Annotated in this window: 14 protein-coding genes; 4 read left to right on the top strand and 10 right to left on the bottom strand. The window is 66.6% G+C overall.

What is annotated here, in order from left to right:
• The first annotated feature begins 43 nt into the window (after positions 1 to 43).
• Complete coding sequence (locus AC1DY7_RS14705; RefSeq protein WP_477494400.1) at positions 44 to 1,198, top strand: PrsW family intramembrane metalloprotease; 1,155 nt, start codon at positions 44 to 46, stop codon at positions 1,196 to 1,198.
• Between the two features lie 156 nt (positions 1,199 to 1,354).
• Here the strand turns inward: AC1DY7_RS14705 and polA are convergent, their stop codons facing one another.
• Complete coding sequence (gene polA, locus AC1DY7_RS14700) at positions 1,355 to 4,015, bottom strand: DNA polymerase I (protein ID WP_477494534.1); 2,661 nt, start codon at positions 4,013 to 4,015, stop codon at positions 1,355 to 1,357.
• Between the two features lie 234 nt (positions 4,016 to 4,249).
• Here polA and AC1DY7_RS14695 point away from each other — a divergent pair, with 234 nt between their 5' ends.
• The 3 genes from AC1DY7_RS14695 (at position 4,250) to AC1DY7_RS14685 (ending at position 7,501) form a co-directional block, all read left to right on the top strand.
• On the top strand, positions 4,250 to 5,800 hold the full coding sequence (locus AC1DY7_RS14695) for an Ig-like domain-containing protein (RefSeq protein ID WP_477494399.1): 1,551 nt from the start codon (positions 4,250 to 4,252) through the stop codon (positions 5,798 to 5,800).
• A gap of 67 nt (positions 5,801 to 5,867) precedes the next feature.
• The gene (locus tag AC1DY7_RS14690) at positions 5,868 to 6,308 is read left to right on the top strand and encodes a Zn-ribbon domain-containing OB-fold protein (RefSeq protein WP_477494398.1); all 441 of its coding nucleotides are present in this window, start codon (positions 5,868 to 5,870) and stop codon (positions 6,306 to 6,308) included.
• Complete coding sequence (locus tag AC1DY7_RS14685) at positions 6,305 to 7,501, top strand: lipid-transfer protein (RefSeq protein WP_477494397.1); 1,197 nt, start codon at positions 6,305 to 6,307, stop codon at positions 7,499 to 7,501. The genes AC1DY7_RS14690 and AC1DY7_RS14685 overlap by 4 nt, the downstream gene beginning before the upstream one ends.
• Here the strand turns inward: AC1DY7_RS14685 and AC1DY7_RS14680 are convergent.
• From AC1DY7_RS14680 to AC1DY7_RS14640, 9 genes are all read right to left on the bottom strand, one after another.
• Complete coding sequence (locus tag AC1DY7_RS14680) at positions 7,498 to 9,096, bottom strand: ATP-binding protein (protein ID WP_477494396.1); 1,599 nt, start codon at positions 9,094 to 9,096, stop codon at positions 7,498 to 7,500. The two genes, AC1DY7_RS14685 and AC1DY7_RS14680, sit on opposite strands and share 4 nt — an antisense overlap.
• A gap of 124 nt (positions 9,097 to 9,220) precedes the next feature.
• The gene (locus tag AC1DY7_RS14675) at positions 9,221 to 10,525 is read right to left on the bottom strand and encodes a sensor histidine kinase (protein ID WP_477494395.1); all 1,305 of its coding nucleotides are present in this window, start codon (positions 10,523 to 10,525) and stop codon (positions 9,221 to 9,223) included.
• Positions 10,507 to 10,926, bottom strand: coding sequence for a response regulator (locus AC1DY7_RS14670; protein WP_477494394.1), 420 nt, complete (start codon positions 10,924 to 10,926; stop codon positions 10,507 to 10,509). Before AC1DY7_RS14670 ends, AC1DY7_RS14675 begins: the two co-directional genes overlap by 19 nt.
• A 32-nt stretch (positions 10,927 to 10,958) precedes the next feature.
• Positions 10,959 to 11,630 (bottom strand): response regulator, encoded by a 672-nt coding sequence (locus tag AC1DY7_RS14665; protein WP_477494393.1) that lies wholly within the window; start codon positions 11,628 to 11,630, stop codon positions 10,959 to 10,961.
• Positions 11,631 to 11,724: 94 nt separating this feature from the next.
• Positions 11,725 to 12,249 carry a hypothetical protein gene (locus AC1DY7_RS14660; RefSeq protein WP_477494392.1) on the bottom strand — a complete coding sequence of 175 codons (525 nt, stop codon included), beginning with the start codon at positions 12,247 to 12,249 and terminating at the stop codon, positions 11,725 to 11,727.
• Positions 12,250 to 12,448: 199 nt separating this feature from the next.
• Positions 12,449 to 13,204: an ABC transporter ATP-binding protein gene (locus tag AC1DY7_RS14655; RefSeq protein ID WP_477494391.1), complete on the bottom strand. Its 756-nt coding sequence runs from the start codon at positions 13,202 to 13,204 to the stop codon at positions 12,449 to 12,451.
• The gene (locus AC1DY7_RS14650) at positions 13,191 to 14,024 is read right to left on the bottom strand and encodes an ABC transporter ATP-binding protein (RefSeq protein ID WP_477494533.1); all 834 of its coding nucleotides are present in this window, start codon (positions 14,022 to 14,024) and stop codon (positions 13,191 to 13,193) included. The genes AC1DY7_RS14655 and AC1DY7_RS14650 overlap by 14 nt, the downstream gene beginning before the upstream one ends.
• An 11-nt stretch (positions 14,025 to 14,035) precedes the next feature.
• Entirely contained in the window at positions 14,036 to 15,226 is a 1,191-nt protein-coding gene (locus AC1DY7_RS14645) for a branched-chain amino acid ABC transporter permease (protein ID WP_477494390.1), read from the bottom strand.
• Entirely contained in the window at positions 15,223 to 16,260 is a 1,038-nt protein-coding gene (locus AC1DY7_RS14640) for a branched-chain amino acid ABC transporter permease (protein ID WP_477494389.1), read from the bottom strand. The genes AC1DY7_RS14645 and AC1DY7_RS14640 overlap by 4 nt, the downstream gene beginning before the upstream one ends.
• Positions 16,261 to 16,287: the final 27 nt, after the last annotated feature.

Genomic DNA, 16,287 nt, shown 5'->3' with positions numbered 1-16,287 from the left:
CTCGACCGGGTACACGCTGGACAAACCCGGCTACCCTGCTGTCGTGCACCCCGCCGCGCAGCCACCTCACCCGCACATTCCGCCGTGGCCCCGCCGGGCCCGAAAAGTCGGCGCGCCGCTGGCCGTGCTGATCGGCCTGGGCACCGTGACCGGGCTGTTGATCATCTTGCTGACCCTGACCAACCCGGTCGGCACCGCGATCGGCTTCGTGCTGTCCACCCTGGCCATCGCGGTCGTGGTGCTCAGTTACCTGTGGCTGGACCGCTGGGAACCCGAGCCCCCGCGACTGCTGCACCTGGCCTTCATCTGGGGCGCGTCCCTGGCGATCGTGGTGTCGCTGATCTTCGAGTTGTGGCTCGACTCGTCGTTCGCGCCCATCGCCGGACTGCCCGAGGGCTTCGAGTCCACCGCGATCCGGGCGCCGCTCATCGAAGAGGCCGCCAAAGGCCTGTTCCTGCTGGTCATGATGACCGGGCGGCGGCGCAACGAGCTGAACTCGCTGACCGACTGCCTGGTGTACGCGGGACTGGTCGGCGCGGGTTTTGCCTGGTTGGAGGACATCCTCTACATCGCCAACGGGGAGTCGGTGGCCGGCTCGCTGCTGACCGCCGCCCTGCGGTTGGTGATGGCCCCGTTCGCCCACTCGTTGTTCACCACGTTCACCGGTATCGGCGTGTACTTCGCGCTCAAACAGCGCTCCAGCCTCGGCAAGGTGGCGTGCGTCGTCCTCGGGTACGCGGCCGCGGTGGTCATGCACATGCTGTGGAACGGGTCTTCCCTGCTGGGTATCGAGACCTACTTCGCGGTGTACCTGCTCTGGATGGTGCCGATCTTCGCGCTGGCGATCGTCCTGGGCGTGCACAGTCGCCGCCGGGAGCAGCGGGTGGTCGCCGAGAAACTGCCCGGAATGGTGTCCGCAGGCCTGATCACCGCGAACGAGGCGAGCTGGCTGGGCTCACTGCGGACCCGTAAACAGGCCATCGCGGAGGTCACCCGGCACAGCGGCAAGCGCGACGGGAAGGCCGTGCGGGACTTCTCCGCCCAGGTGGTGGAGCTCGCGTTCGTCCGGGACCGGATCGATCGTGGGTTCGGCGACGCGCGGGTGCAGGCCCTGCTCAACGAGGAGGCGTACTGGGTGCACGGCGCGCGGGCCTCGGCACCGGCGCTGGGCTGGCTGGCCAACTACCGCGTGCACTGACTCAGGGCAGCCGGTGGTAAGGCGAACTCGGCGCTACCGGCTTCGTTGACCATGACCTGACGCTAACCGCGACAACGGTTTACGCCACGAGTACCGCACTACCCGTGTCGGCCCGCGACCTTGAATTCGCGGTGAACACCCGGCTACCCGACGGCGTCAGTGCGCCGCGGCATCCCAGCTGCGCCCGTACCCGACCGAGACCTCCAGCGGGACGTCCAGCGGGTAGGCGCCGCCCATATGCTCCCGGACGAGCGCTTCCAGCGTTTCCCGTTCCCCGTCGGCCACTTCGAACAGCAGTTCGTCGTGCACCTGCAGCAGCATCCGCGAACGCAGGCCCGTGGCCTTGATCGCCTGGTCGACGTTGATCATCGCGACCTTGATGATGTCGGCGGCGCTGCCCTGGATCGGGGCGTTGAGCGCGGCGCGTTCGGCGGCCTCCCGGACATTGCGGTTGCTGCTGTCCAGTTCGGGCAGATACCGCCGGCGTCCCAAAACCGTTGAGGTGTAACCATCTTTGCGGGCCTGATCGACGACGTCGCGCAGGTAGTCGCGGATGCCGCCGAACCGGTCGAAGTACTGCTCCATCTGGGTCTTGGCCTCTTCGGTGCTGATCTTCAGCTGCGAGGACAGCCCGTAGGCGCTCAGCCCGTAGGCCAGGCCGTAGGACATCGCCTTGACGCGGCGGCGCATCTCGGCGTCGATCTGGTCGATGGGGACGTCGAATGCCCGCGACGCCACGAACGAGTGCAGGTCCTCACCCGTGTTGAAGGCCTCGATGAGACCCGCGTCGCGGGACAGGTGCGCCATGATCCGCATCTCGATCTGGCTGTAGTCGGCCGTCATGAGGTCGGTGTATCCGGGGCCGACGACAAAACCGTCGCGGATGCGGCGGCCCGCCTCGGTGCGGATCGGGATGTTCTGCAGGTTGGGTTCCGTCGAGGACAACCGTCCCGTGGCCGCGATGGTCTGGTTGAACGTGGTGTGGATGCGGCCGTCGGAGGCCACCGAATTGAGCAGACCGTCGACGGTGACCTTCAGGCGGGTGGCGTCCCGGTGGGCCAGCATGTGCTGCAGGAACGGATGACCCGTCTTGTCGAAAAGGCCCTGCAAGGCATCCGCGTCGGTGGTGTAGCCGGTCTTGGTCTTCTTGGTCTTGGGCATCTCGAGCTCGTCGAACAGCACCACCTGCAGCTGTTTGGGTGAGCCGAGGTTGATCTGCTTGCCGATGACCGCGTAGGCGGCCTCGGCGGCGTCGCGGATCTGGTCCCCGAACTCGCTCTGCAGCTCCTGTAGATGCGCGATGTCCACGGCGATGCCGGTGTGTTCCAGCTCGGCCAGCACCCGCTGCACCGGCAGTTCCATCCGGCCCAGCAGGGACGACGAGTCGATGCGAGCCAACTCCTCATCGAGGGCGTCGGCAAGGTCCATCACGGCGCCGGCCCGCAGCAGTACCGCCTGGACCGCCTGTTCGTCGACGCCATCGTTGTCGTCGAGCAATGAAAGCTGCTGCTGTTCAACATTTTCCGCGCGCAGCTCACGCTTGAGGTAGCGCAGCGACAGGTCATCGAGAGCGAAGCTACGCTGTCCCGGCCGCACCAGGTAGGCCGCCAGCGCGGTATCGGAGGTGACGCCCGCCAGCTTCCAGCCGCGCCCCTCGAGGTCGTGCATGGCCAGCTTGGCTTCATGCAGGGCCTTGGGCGGGCCCGGGTCGGCCAACCAGGACGCCAGGGCGGTCTCGTCGTCGGGGTGCAGGGTGGTGGTGTCGATGTAACGGCCGTCGCCGTCGTTGGCCACGATCGCCAGTGCCGTCGCGTCCGCGTCGAACGCCAGATGGGTACCGACCACGGCGATCCCGAAACGATTGCCCAGACTGTGCTCGGATAGCCACGCCGCCAATTCACCCGGAGCCAGGGCTCCGCCGCGCACCTCGAAACCCTGATCGACCTCGGGATCGGCCGAGGCCAGGGTGTCGAACAACCGGTCACGAAGCACCCGGAATTCCAGGTCGTCGAACAGCCGGTGGATGTGGTCACGGTCCCACGGCAGCATCCGCAACGTGTCCGGGGTCTGCGGCAGCGGCACGTTCTTGACCAGCTCCGTCAGCTCGCGGTTGAGGATGACGTGAGACAGGTTGGCCCGCAACGCATCCCCGACCTTGCCCTTGACCTGATCGACATTGTCGACCAGCGTCTGCAGCGAGCCGTGCTCGACGATCCACTTGGTGGCGGTCTTCTCCCCCACCCCCGGGATGCCCGGCAGATTGTCACTCGGGTCGCCCCGCAGCGCGGCGAAGTCCGGGTACTGGGTGGGCGTGAGCCCGTACTTGGTCTGGACAGCCTCCGGGGTGAAGCGGGTCAGCTCGCTGACGCCCTTGACGGGATACAGCACGGTGACGTCATCGCTGACCAGCTGCAGGGAGTCCCGGTCACCGGTGACCACGAGCACCCGGTAGCCGGCGTCTTCGGCCTGGGTGGCCAGGGTGGCGATGATGTCGTCGGCCTCGAAACCCTCTTCGGCCAGCACCGTGATGCCCAGCGCGTTGAGCACCTCTTTGGTGATGTCGATCTGGCCCCGGAACTCGTCGGGGGTCGCCGACCGCCCCTCCTTGTACTCGGGGTATTTCTCTTTGCGGAACGTCTGGCGAGACACATCGAAGGCGGCGGCGATGTGACTGGGCTTCTCGTCGCGCAGCAGATTGATCAGCATGGCGGTGAACCCGTACACGGCGTTGGTGGTGAGCCCGCCCTGGGTCTTGAAGTTCTCGGCGGGCAGTGCGTAAAACGCCCGGAACGCGAGTGAGTTGCCGTCCAGCAGCATCAAGGTGGGCTTGGTTTCCGTCGCGGTTGAACTCACGGCGTTCACCCTATGCTCCGCCACCGACGTCTCGGTGGCCCCGGGCCAGCCGACCGTGGCGGCGGGTTTCGTTGCCACCACAAACGACATTTGTTGAGACCGCAAGCGGCAACGAATCGAGGTCCCGAAATCCCTTGGAAGGCCGGGCTGCGCCTGGTAATTATCTTCACAGTCAATTCATAGACTCGAGGAGCCTCCATGGCCGGCCGGCATCGATCGAAAGCAACCCCACTTCCCGTCACCGTCTGGCTCGGCGCCGGTGCGATCACATTGGGCGTCGGCGCGGCGTTGACCGGCGGCGCCGGCGTCGCCAGCGCAAGCACCGAGGAGTCATCGGGAACGTCGGCGTCGGCCGGCACGCACCAGAAAGTGGATTCGGATACGTCGACGAAGTCCGCCGATACCGCCGCAGGCCCCAAGGGCATCAGTACATCGCCCGCACCTACGCCGGCGGGCGACACGACCTCCACGCCGAAGGTGGCATCCACCTCGAAGGCCACCTCCGCGCCGAAGAAGAAGCCCCGGCGCGGTACCGACCGCCAGGCAACCTCGGCTGCAACGTCCGCATCGCCGGAAACCGACAGCTCAGATGACGGCGACGCCGTCACGATCCCTAAGCGTGCCGTCGTAGCGGGCAGCGCACCGCGGACCGTTCAGACCACGGACTCCCGGGTGAGCGCGGCGCCGAAAGTGGCCGCCCTGCCGGCCGCGAGGGCGACTGCCGCTCCGGCCACCGCGACCGATCCGCTCACCACGCTGGCGAACCACTTTCAGCGGGCCCTCGCGACGTACCAGAAGAAGTACCTCAACAAGCGGCCGACGATCACCGTCTCTGAGCCCACTCACAACGCTGACGGCACCTGGACCGGTCAGGTCAGCGCCAGCGATCCCGACGGGGATCCGCTCGCGATATCGGTTCCGTTGCAAGTCAACTCGGCCGGCCTCAACACGCTGAACGCGGACGGCAGCTTCACGTTCACGCCTGCTGCCTATGCGTTGTCCACACCGGGCTACGTCGCGAGTTTGTTCTTCGAGACCGTGGAAACGAATTACGATAGCCACTTCCACGGCTTCGGACAGCTGCGGGCGTCCCTCTTCGCCGACTCCCCGCCCGTCGTCTTGGCGTTGTTCGGCCTAAGGCCCTACGCCTCGAAGGAGTGGGGCACCGCGAAACTCCGAGTCGACATCCCGGTGGGGCCGACGCCTCCCACGTTGGCGACCACCAAGGCCGCGGGCCTGTCCACCGCCGCGACGAATCCACTGAACTCCTTCGTCCTCGGCATCCAGGCATGGATCACAAAGACGTTCAACAACACCGCCCCCACGGTCACCTCTTCCACCCCGACCAAGAACACCGACGGCACCTACACCGGCCAGCTCGCCATCTCCGATATCGACGGCGACCCGCTGACCATCGAGTACACCGCGTCGTCGGCCTACGGCACTACCGCACTGACCGATCATGGCGACGGCACCTACACCTATACCTACACCCCGTCAGAGTTTGCGCTGACCACACCGAACTTCACGTACCGCATTGTTTTCACCGCGGTCGAGACCAACGCCGCCGCCCACTTCCACGGCCCCGAGCAGATCCGGGACCTGATCGTCGACGCAACACTCGGCAACCTGGTGAGAGCTCTGATCAACGACCCCTTCAACGAATGGCCGCCGTACAGTCCGTTCAACAGGGCTCGGGGCAGTGCCACCGTGCCCGTGGCAGTCGGTCCGGTCGTTCCGGTCACCTGACCCGGACCCTGACCGCCAAACTGCAACACGTTTCAGTTTTGTGCCCGTTCTGGGTACGCTGACGCTCGTGCCAGCAGCATCCTCGCAGCCCGCGGTCGAAGGGTGGTTCGCCACCGACGACGCCGGCGCCGCCCATCTGATCGGGGCCAAGTGCCCGCAGTGCGCCACCTACGTGTTCCCGCCGCGGGCCAACAACTGCCCCAACCCGGCGTGCGACAGCGACGTGCTCGAGCAGGTTCCGCTGTCACGGCGCGGCACGGTGTGGAGCTACACCGAGAACCGCTACGCCCCGCCCGCGCCGTACCCGGCCTCAGATCCGTTCGAGCCGTTCGCGATTGCCGCGGTGGAACTGGCCGACGAGGGCCTGATCGTGCTGGGCAAGGTGGTCGAGGGCACCCTGGCCGCCGACCTGAAGGTCGGCATGGAGATGGAACTGACCACCATGCCGCTGTTCACCGACGCCGAGGGCGTCGAGCGGATCACGCACGCCTGGAGGATCGCGAAATGAGTGAACCCGTCTACATCCTCGGCGCGGGAATGCACCCGTGGGGCAAATGGGGCCGCGATTTCACCGAATACGGCGTCGTGGCGGCACGAGCCGCGCTGGCCGAAGCCGGTTTGGATTGGCGTCAGATTCAGCTGGTCGCCGGCGCGGACACCATCCGCAACGGCTATCCCGGTTTCATCGCCGGCTCGACGTTCGCCCAGAAACTGGGCTGGAACGGGGTGCCGGTCTCGTCGAGCTACGCCGCCTGCGCCAGTGGTTCGCAGGCGCTGCAGAGCGCCCGCGCGCACATCCTGGCCGGGTTCTGCGATGTGGCGCTGGTCATCGGCGCCGACACCACCCCCAAGGGTGCGTTCGCTCCGGTCGGGGGCGAGCGCAAGAACGACCCGGACTGGCAGCGGTTCCACCTGATCGGCGCATCCAATCCGGTGTACTTCGCCCTGCTGGCACGGCGCCGGATGGACCTCTACGGCGCCACCCTGGAGGATTTCGCCCAGGTCAAGGTCAAGAATGCCAAGCACGGCCTGGGTAACCCGAACGCCCGCTTCCGCAAGGAAGCCACCGTCGAGGACGTGCTCGCCAGCCCTGTGGTCGCCGATCCCCTGCGCCTGCTGGACATCTGCGCCACCTCCGACGGCGCGGCCGCACTGATCGTGGCCAGCAAGTCGTTCGCGGAGAAGCATCTCGGCTCCCTTGAGGGTGTCCCGTCGGTCCGCGCGATCAGCACGGTGACGCCGCGCTACCCCCAGCATCTGCCCGAACTTCCGGACATCGCCACCGACTCGACGGCCGTGGTGGCCGCGCCGGAGCGGGTGTTCAAGGACCAGATCCTCGACGCCGCCTACGCCGAGGCGGGAATCGGCCCGGAAGATGTCAGCCTGGCCGAGGTGTACGACCTGTCCACCGCGCTGGAACTGGATTGGTACGAACACCTCGGCCTGTGCGCCAAGGGTGAAGCCGAGGCGCTGCTGCGCAGCGGCGCCACCGCCCTCGGCGGCCGGGTGCCGGTCAACGCCTCCGGCGGATTGGCGTCGTTCGGCGAAGCCATCCCGGCACAGGCCATCGCGCAGGTGTGCGAGCTGACCTGGCAGCTCAAGGGCCAGGCGATGGGCCGGCAGGTCGATGGCGCCACGGTCGGCGTGACCGCCAACCAGGGGCTGTTCGGACACGGCTCGTCGGTGATCGTCGCGCGTTAGCACCTGACCGGCGACACTGGCACCGAGTCCGGCTCGCCCTTCTCGGCGCGCCGCTCGCGGGCGTAGTCGCGCATCGTCTCCGAGAGGCGGTACCGCGTTCGCCCACAACGGGTTTCGGCCGCGAGCAGCGACTTGTCCACGAGCGACATGAGCAGGTCGATCACCTGGAAGGCCGCCACGTCCCCACCGGCCGCCACCATCCGGGCGGTATGCACGTCGAACCCGCCGCCGGGCACGACGGAAAGCCTTCGCAGGACGGCTTTTTCGTGCTCGCTGAGCAGGGTGTAGGACCAATCGATGCAGGCCTTCAGGGTCTGCTGGCGGCGCGCCACCGTCCGGGCACCACCCGTCAGGAGGCGGAACCGGTCATCCAGGCCGTCGATGATCTCGTCCAGCGTGAGGGCGCGCACCCGCGAGGCGGCCAGCTCGATCGCCAGCGGCATGCCGTCGAGTCGGCGGCAGATCTCCCGCACCGCCACGGCGCCATGGGTGTCGAGGCTGAAGTCGGCGAGGGCACGCTGCGCGCGATCGGCGAACAACTCGATGGCGTCGTCGTCCAGTGACATGGACGGCACCCGCCACACCTGTTCACCGCCCACCGCCAACTGCTCCCTGCTGGTCGCCAGCACGGTGACGTTCGGGCAGGACCGCAACACGCTCCCGACGAGGGCGGCGCCGGCGTCCAGCAGGTGCTCACAGTTGTCCACGACCAGGAGCAGGCTACGGTCACCGATGTTGCGCGTCACCATATCCGCGGTGGCACGGCGCCCCCGCGGATCGGACACGCCGAGCGCTTGAGCGACGGCATGCGCCACCAGGTCCGGGTCGGTCACCGGTGCGAGATCCACGCACCGGATTCCGTCGCGGTATTGATCGGCCGTGCGCTCGGCTGCCTCGAGCGCCAGGCGCGTCTTGCCGACGCCACCGGCTCCGGCGAGGGTGAGCAACCGGCAACCCTCCAGCACCTTGGCGATCTCCGCGAGCTCACGGGCCCGACCCACGAAGGACGTGAGTTGGACTGGGCGCCACTGCAAGGAGTGGTCTCGGTCGACGCGTAGCGGCGGGATGTCGGTGGAAAGACTGGGGTGGCACAGTTGGGTCACCCGCTCCGGACGAGGTAGATCACGCAACGGGTGGCGACCCAGGTCGATGAGCCACGCGTCGTCGGGCAGCACGTCGCCCGCTAGATCGGACGTCGTCCCCGACATCAGCGTCTGGCCGCCCACCGCGATATCGCGTAGCCGGGCGGTCCGGTTGATCGTCGGCCCCATGTAGTTGCCCGTGTCACGCAACTGAATCTCGCCGGTGTGCAGGCCGATTCGCAGACGGATGGGTGCGAGCACGGCCTGCTGCAGCGCGAGCGCGCAGGCAACCGCATCGCTGGCGCGGGTGAAGGCGACGACGAAGCTGTCGCCTTCACCCTGCGCGGTCGGGCACACCCCGCGATGGGTATCGACGAGTTCCGCAAGCGCGCGGTCCATGGCGGACACGGCCGCCGCCATCGCATCGGGCTGGATTTCCCAGGACCGGGTGGACCCCTCCATGTCGGCCATCAACAACGTCACCGTGCCGGTAGGTAAAGCGGTACTCGACATTCGAACCCCCGTGGTCAGAACCTTGTGCGAGCCAATTGTTTTCGAAGCTGTAGTGCCATCCTGCTGCGTCGGAACCGCCAGGGCTACCGTGCGCGCAACACGATCGGCGGTGGTGTGTACACCCCTAGCGGGGGTCCCGGATGTCGACCGTGGCGATGATGCGGGTGCCACGACCGAGCCCGGTGTCGATCACCAGTTGCCCACCGATCGCCGAAAGCCGGTCCGCCATGTTGGTCAGTCCCATGCCGGCGGTGGTCCGGTCGAATCCAGGCCCGGTATCGGCGATCTCGAGCGTCAGCGTGTCCCCGTCGGCGCGACCGATGATGGCCACCGTGGTGTCCGGCCCGCCATGTTTGGCCGCGTTCTGCAACGCCTCGCTGCAGCAGTAGTACAGCGCGCCCTCGGCGGCGGACTGATAGCGGCCGATGCCCTGCAGATCCAGGCGCACGGGCACGGCGGCGCGTGATGCCAGCGTGGGCAGCGCCTCGGTGAGCCCTCCACTGAGCAGCAGGGGCGGATAGATCCCATGGGCAAGCCTGCGGATCTCGCCGATGGCGGTGTCCACCAATTCGGCAGCTTCGGTCAGCAGCGGTTGATAGCGGTCCTGATCGGCGGTGCGCGCCAACTGGATCAGAACGGACAGCGCAACCAGATGCTGTTGGGCGCCGTCATGCAGATCCCGTTCGATACGGCGGCGCTCTTCGTCGGCTGCGGTGCTGAGGCGGGTGCGCGATGCCGCGAGCTCCACCGCCCGTTCGGCCAGATGCGCCTGCGACGTCCGCAGCGCCGCCGCGTTGTGCCACACGATCGCCATCAGATTCAGCCCCGTGATACCCAGTCCGACAACGACGAACGAGGTCTCCACCCACTGCGTGGCGTGCCGCACGGCGTCGTTGGGCGGAATGAAGCGGGCCAGCATGCCGGCCACGATCATGCAGACGCCGGTCATTCCGGCGTAGGCCAACCCGGTTTTCCATCGCAGGTACGGCTCGGCGAAGGCGGCGGGCAGCATCGCGGTGACCGCCATCACCGACAGCGTCGGTGGGGACACGTAGACGACCACCAGAACACCGATCCAGTTGCCCACGCAGACCACGGCGATGGCTTGCTCATACCGCTTGCGATGGGCCAGCCAGATGGCGACGACGATCGCGACGGAATGCAGGACCGAGATGCCGCCGAGCACCAGGAACCAGAACGACCGCTGCATCCAGATGTATTGGACGGCCGGGATCAACACACCGGCGCCGAACCACATGGCGAAGTGGCCGACGAGAAAAACCTGAAAGCGTTCGTCCTGAAAGCGCAGGACCAGATCCCGGTCGAGGGGCGACTGGGTCCGGGTGATGCCGTTGATGAGAATCCTCGGCGCCTCCCACCGCGGCACCGAAAGCGTCGCGGATCCGAGGCTCAGCCGGCGGCTCGCCATATCCGCCTCAGCAGGTCCGGACTCAGCCGCTCCTTGTGCAGATAGGAGGCGGCGCCGCAGTCCGCGGCCGCGGCGGGAAGATCTTCGACGTCGTAGGTCGACATCAACACAACCATCAGATCTGTTCGCGTCGAACAGATCTGCCGGGTGGCCTCGATACCGCCGATGCCGGGCATGTGGATGTCCATCAAGACGATATCGCCGTCGCCGCTGCGCATCTGCTCGACGGCGGTCTCGCCCGTTTCGCATTCACCGGCCATCACGAAATCGTCCATTGCCGCCAACGTCGCAGCGGTGGCACGACGGAAGCTGGCTTGGTCGTCTACGACCCAGACACGAACCTGCTCTCCAGCCACCACGCCATCGTGCCCGGCGGATTTGCTCGGCACGAGGGTGTACACACCACTACTTTCGGATTTCGCGGCGTGCACGCTCAGCCCGTCCCGCGGTCGTCGAGGAACATCAGGACGGCCTTGACCCGCCGGTCAACCCCGTCGTCGACGGTCAATTCGAGCTTGGCGAAGATCGCGTTGATGTGCTTTTCCACGGCGCGCTGGGACAGCACCAGACGTTGGGCGACGATGCGGTTGCTGAACCCTGTCGCCAGTTCGCTGAGGACCTCGCGTTCGCGGGGCGTGAGCCGGCTCAACGTGGTGGCCGAACGGGGCTGTGCGAGCAGCGCTTCGACCACCAGTGGGTCCAGCACCGTCCCACCGGCGGCGACCTGCCGGACGGCCTCACCGAGTTCGTCGAAATGCGCCACCCGCTCTTTGAGCAGATAGCCGCGCCGCGCGGTGCCGCCTTCCAGCAGACCCGCCGCATACCCGGGTTCCGCGTAGTTGGACAGCACGATCACCCCGACATCCGGGTGCGTCGTGCGCAACGACCGCGCCAACCGGATCCCCTCATCGGTGGCGGTGGGTGGCATGCGCACATCGGTCATCAGAATCGTCGGGCGGTGCGAGGCGACGAGTTCGGCGGCGGTGTCGTAGTCCGCGGCGACGCCGACGACGTCGACCTCGGGAACGGTGGACAACGAGCGCGTGACACTGTCACGGACCAGTAGGGAATCCTCGGCGATCACGACCGAGATGCGATCACTCACGATCGGGAGTGTAAACCCGCATTTCGGCACGAACGTGAGCTCGCGCGCCACATCCTTGCGGATTCACGCACACGAGCTCACGTTCAGCGCTCAATCAGTAAGCGGGGAACCAGAAAGGACCCCACCAGAAGCCCCACGAGTTGCGCACATCCGACCAATACACCCGCGCGAACGGCGCCCACCACGGCGCGCCGGGACGAGAGTGCGCCCAGTTCGGGACGTTGCCCTGACCGGGACCCCAACCCCAGGCCGGATCGCCATCACGCGGCGCGGGCCGATCGAACACACCGGGCGGGAGCGCCGGCGGTCGGTCGGGATGCCAGCCGGGGGTGCCGTCATGCTGGTCACCGCCGGGCCCGCGGTTGCCGGGGCCGTTGTTGTCGTGGCCACCAGGACCGTTGTTGCCGGGGCCGTTGTTGTCGTGGCCACCCGGGCCGTTGTTCCCAGGACCGTTGTTGCCGGGTCCGTTGTCGCGCCCACCTGGACCGTTGTTGCCCGGGCCGTTGTCGCCACGGCCGCCGGGACCGTTGTCCTGCGGGCCCCGTCCGCCCTGACCACCGGGGCCGCCACCCTGGCAGTTCTGTGCGCCCGGCGGGCACTGCGGTGCCGCGGTCGCCACTCCGGCACCGGCGCCGAGCGCCCCAGCAGCGAGACCAGCCAAAACAGCCGAACTCGCCACCAAATTGATGCACCTGTTCATTGGATCTCGAGCTCCATTCACTAAGTCCCAACCGAAACCTATTCTCGCGGTTGGAATTCAGTGCAAGCCATGAGGAAGCTGTGGGAAGATGTGAGTTTTCTTTTCCCACCCTGTGCGGTCAGGCCACCCCGAGGTACGCGGCCCGGATGCTGTCATCCTTCAACAGGTCACGAGCGTCACCGGTACGCGTCACGGCCCCGGTCTCCAGGATGTAGGCCCGGTCGGAGCGGCTCAGCGCCTGCTGCGCGTTCTGCTCGACCAACAGCACCGTCGTGCCCTGACTGTTGATTTCGGAGACGATCCGGAAGATCTGCGAGATGATCATCGGCGCCAGACCCATCGACGGCTCGTCGAGCAGAAGCACCTTCGGCCTGGCCATCAGCGCGCGGCCGATCGCCAGCATCTGCTGTTCGCCGCCGGACAGGGTGCCACCGACCTGGCTGCGCCGTTCGGCGAGGCGCGGGAAGGTCGTCATCACCCAGTCCAGGCGCTCGTCGTGATCATGCTTGGAATCGAACTTGCGCCCGTAGCAACCCATTTCAAGGTTCTCGACGACGGTCATGCCGGGAAACACGCCGCGGCCCTCCGGCGCCTGGATGAGACCCTGGGTGACCCGCTGGTGCGCCTTGACCTTGGAGATGTCCTGGCCGTCGAACCACACCGACCCGGAACTCAGGGGACGCAGCCCGGAGATGGCCCGCATCATCGTGGTCTTACCCGCGCCGTTGGAGCCCAACAGCGTGACCAGTTCCCCCTCCCGGACGACGAGTGAAACACCGTGCAGCGCTTGGATTCTGCCGTAGTGCACGACGGCGTCGCGCACCTCGAGCAGAATCGGGCGCGGATCGGGTTCCGTGGGCTCAGAGCTCGTCATCGGGCACTCCCAGATAGGCGGCAATGACTTTGGGATCCTCGCGGATCTGCGCCGGCAAGCCGTCGGCGATCTTGCGGCCGAACTCGAGCACCACGATGCGATCGGTGACCCCCATGACCAGGCGCATGTCGTGTTCGATGAGCAGCACGGTGTAGCCGTCGTCGCGGATGGCCCGGATCAGGTCGATGAGTGCGGCCTTCTCGCTGGGGTTGAAGCCGGCCGCCGGTTCATCCAGGCACAGCAACTTGGGTTCGGTGGCCAGAGCGCGGGCGATCTCGAGTCGGCGCTGGTCGCCGTAGGGCAGGTTCTTGGCCTTCTCCTCGCCGCGGTGGGCGATCCCGACGAACTGCAGCAGCGCCGCGGCCCGCTCGATGGCGTCCTTTTCTTCGCGCCGATGCCGCGGGGTGCGCACCAGCGCGCCGGGTACCGACGTCTTGTGCCGAGCGTCGGTACCCACCACCACATTCTCCAGGGCGGTCATCTCACCCCAGAGCCGGATGTTCTGGAAGGTGCGGGCGATGCCGCGGCGGGTGATCTCGTGCCGTTTGATCTTGCCCAGCGGGGCGCCGTCGAACGTGACGCTGCCCGAACTGGGCCGGTAGACACCGGTGATCGCATTGAAACAGGTGGTCTTGCCCGCCCCGTTGGGACCGATCAGACCGAGGATCTCGCCACGCTTGATGTCGAAGGACACCGAGTCCAGCGCGGTCAGGCCGCCGAACTTGACGGTGAGATCCTTTGTCTCCAAGAGCTTCTCACCCTCGGCCGCGTTCACGTCACGGTGCAGCGCGGCCTTCTCCTCGTCGATTTCCGCGTCGATCTCGGGGCTGGTCACGCTGCCGCCTTCGAATCGTCGGCCTTGCGGAGCAGACCGCGCGCGGCCTTGCCGTAGCTCAGCAACTGCTGACGCACCGGGAAAAGGCCCTGCGGCCGGAAGATCATCAGGACCACCAGCGCCAGACCGAAGAACAGATATTTCAGGTCGCCCAGGTTGATCCCGAGGAAGTGCACGCCGAGCAAGCGGTTGGGCAGGTACACGATGATGAACGCGCCGAACACCACGCCCAGTTTGTTGCCCTGGCCACCGAGCACGACGGCGCAGAGGAACAGCATCGAGTTGATGATGTTGAACGTCGGCGGCGCGACGTACTGGACCTGCCCGGCGTACAGCGCTCCGGAGAGCCCACCGATGGCCGCGCCGATCACGAATGCCCACAGCTTGAACTTGAACGTGTTGACGCCCATCACCTCGGCGGCGTCTTCGTCCTCGCGGATGGCCACCCACGCGCGCCCGACCCGGCTGCGTTCCAGGTTTCCGACGAGCAGCAGGACGATGATGATGAGCACCAGACCGAGCCAGAACCACCAGGTGCCGTAGTTGGCGTCGCCCGTCGAATTACCGCTGGAGAACACACCATTGGGCAGATGTTCACTCTCCCCCAGCCTCGGGTAGGCGATCTCGTTGAGTCCGCGCGGGCCGTTGGTGACGTCGGTGAGGTTGTCGGCGAGCAACCGGATGATCTCGCCGAAGCCGAGGGTGACGATGGCCAGATAGTCGCCGCGCAGCCGGAGCGTCGGGGTGCCCAGGATGAGGCCGGCCAGCGCTGTGACGGCCATGGCGATCGGCACGCAGGCCAGCCACGCCCAATCCTTGCTCAAGAAGCCTTCCGCACCGACCTGGTTCCACGGGCTGTCCGGGCTGGTGAGCAGCGCAACGGTGTAGGCGCCGACGGCATAGAAACCCACATAGCCGAGGTCGAGCAGACCGGCCTGCCCCACCACGACATTCAGGCCGATCGCGATGATGGCGATCATCGCGAACTGCGCCATGGTGCCGCCGAAACTGATGCCCGGGGTGTCCAGGAAGCCGGGGGTGTAGAGCGGCAGGAGCCCGACGATCAGGAACAGCAGCGCCCCGAAGATCCATTTCGCCGGCCGGCCGAGCTCGGACCACCATCGGCGCAGGCCATCTCCTGGCGCCAGGACGTTGCGGCGCCAACCGGTTGTCTCTTGATGGCTCATGCTCGCGCCTTCCCCAGGCTCTCACCGAGTATGCCGGTCGGGCGGATCAGCAGCACCAGCACCAGCAGCACGAACGCCACCACGTCGCGCCACTGCGTGCCGAACAGCGCCTGGCCGTAGTTCTCCATGATGCCGAGGATGAGGCCACCGAGCAGGGCGCCGCGCAGGTTGCCGATACCGCCGAGCACCGCGGCCGAGAAAGCCTTGATACCCAGCAGGAATCCACCCGAGTAGATGATGCCCTGCGGCAGTTTCATCGTGTACAGCAACGCGGCGGCGCCGGCGAGCAAGCCGCCGATGAGGAACGTGGTCATGATGACCCGCTCCCTGGACACACCCATCAGCGTGGCCGTCGTCGGATCCTGTGCGACGGCACGGATGCCGCGACCGAACTTGGTGCGGTTGATCGCGATATCGGTCAACAACGCCAGCACCAGTGCGGACACCACGATCACGATGGTCACGTTGGACACCGTGGCGCCGAAGATCGTGAACTGAGTCTTGGGTTGTACCAAGATGATCGGCTGTTGGGCGTTACTGCCGCCGTAACCCTTGATCAGCTTGGGCAGCACGAAGTGGACGAACTCCTGCAGCACGAACGACATGCCGATGGCGGTGATCAGGAAGGTCAGCGGCCGCGCATTGCGCTTGCGCAGCGGCCGGTACGCCACCACCTCCAGTCCGACCGCGGCCGAGCCCGACACGACCATGGCGACCACCATCGCGATCGCGAGGTACAGCACCGTCAACAGGATGCCCTTGTTGTAGGGCGTGCCGCTGGGGGTGAAACCGAGGATGATGTCGAGCGCGAAATAGGCGCCGAACATGCCGAGCATGAAGATCTCGGAGTGAGCGAAGTTGATCAACCGCAGCACACCGAACACCAGGGTGTAGCCGACCGCGACCAGTGCGTAGATCGCCCCCCACGCCAGACCGTCAATCGTCAACTGGCCGAACCCGTTCACCAGGTTGTCGACGTTGAAGTTGATATTGGCTGCGGTGCAGACGTATTGACCGATGCAATCGGGGGTCATCCGGTGGCGGGCTCCTGGTCGAAAAGT

This window comes from Mycobacterium sp. P2_H7, assembly GCF_056403275.1.
This window is presented reverse-complemented; position numbering and strand designations above follow the sequence as displayed.

Excerpts from the sequence above, each read along its gene's own strand:
- AC1DY7_RS14645 (WP_477494390.1), bottom strand. The coding sequence starts at position 15,226 with ATGAGCCATCAAGAGACAACCGGTTGGCGCCGCAACGTCCTGGCGCCA.
- AC1DY7_RS14675 (WP_477494395.1), bottom strand. The coding sequence starts at position 10,525 with ATGGCGAGCCGCCGGCTGAGCCTCGGATCCGCGACGCTTTCGGTGCCG.
- polA (WP_477494534.1), bottom strand. The coding sequence starts at position 4,015 with ATGCTGCTGGACGGCAACTCACTCGCGTTCCGGGCGTTTTACGCACTG.
- AC1DY7_RS14685 (WP_477494397.1), top strand. The coding sequence starts at position 6,305 with ATGAGTGAACCCGTCTACATCCTCGGCGCGGGAATGCACCCGTGGGGC.
- AC1DY7_RS14695 (WP_477494399.1), top strand. The coding sequence starts at position 4,250 with ATGGCCGGCCGGCATCGATCGAAAGCAACCCCACTTCCCGTCACCGTC.
- AC1DY7_RS14640 (WP_477494389.1), bottom strand. The coding sequence starts at position 16,260 with ATGACCCCCGATTGCATCGGTCAATACGTCTGCACCGCAGCCAATATC.
- AC1DY7_RS14680 (WP_477494396.1), bottom strand. The coding sequence starts at position 9,096 with ATGTCGAGTACCGCTTTACCTACCGGCACGGTGACGTTGTTGATGGCC.
- AC1DY7_RS14655 (WP_477494391.1), bottom strand. The coding sequence starts at position 13,204 with ATGACGAGCTCTGAGCCCACGGAACCCGATCCGCGCCCGATTCTGCTC.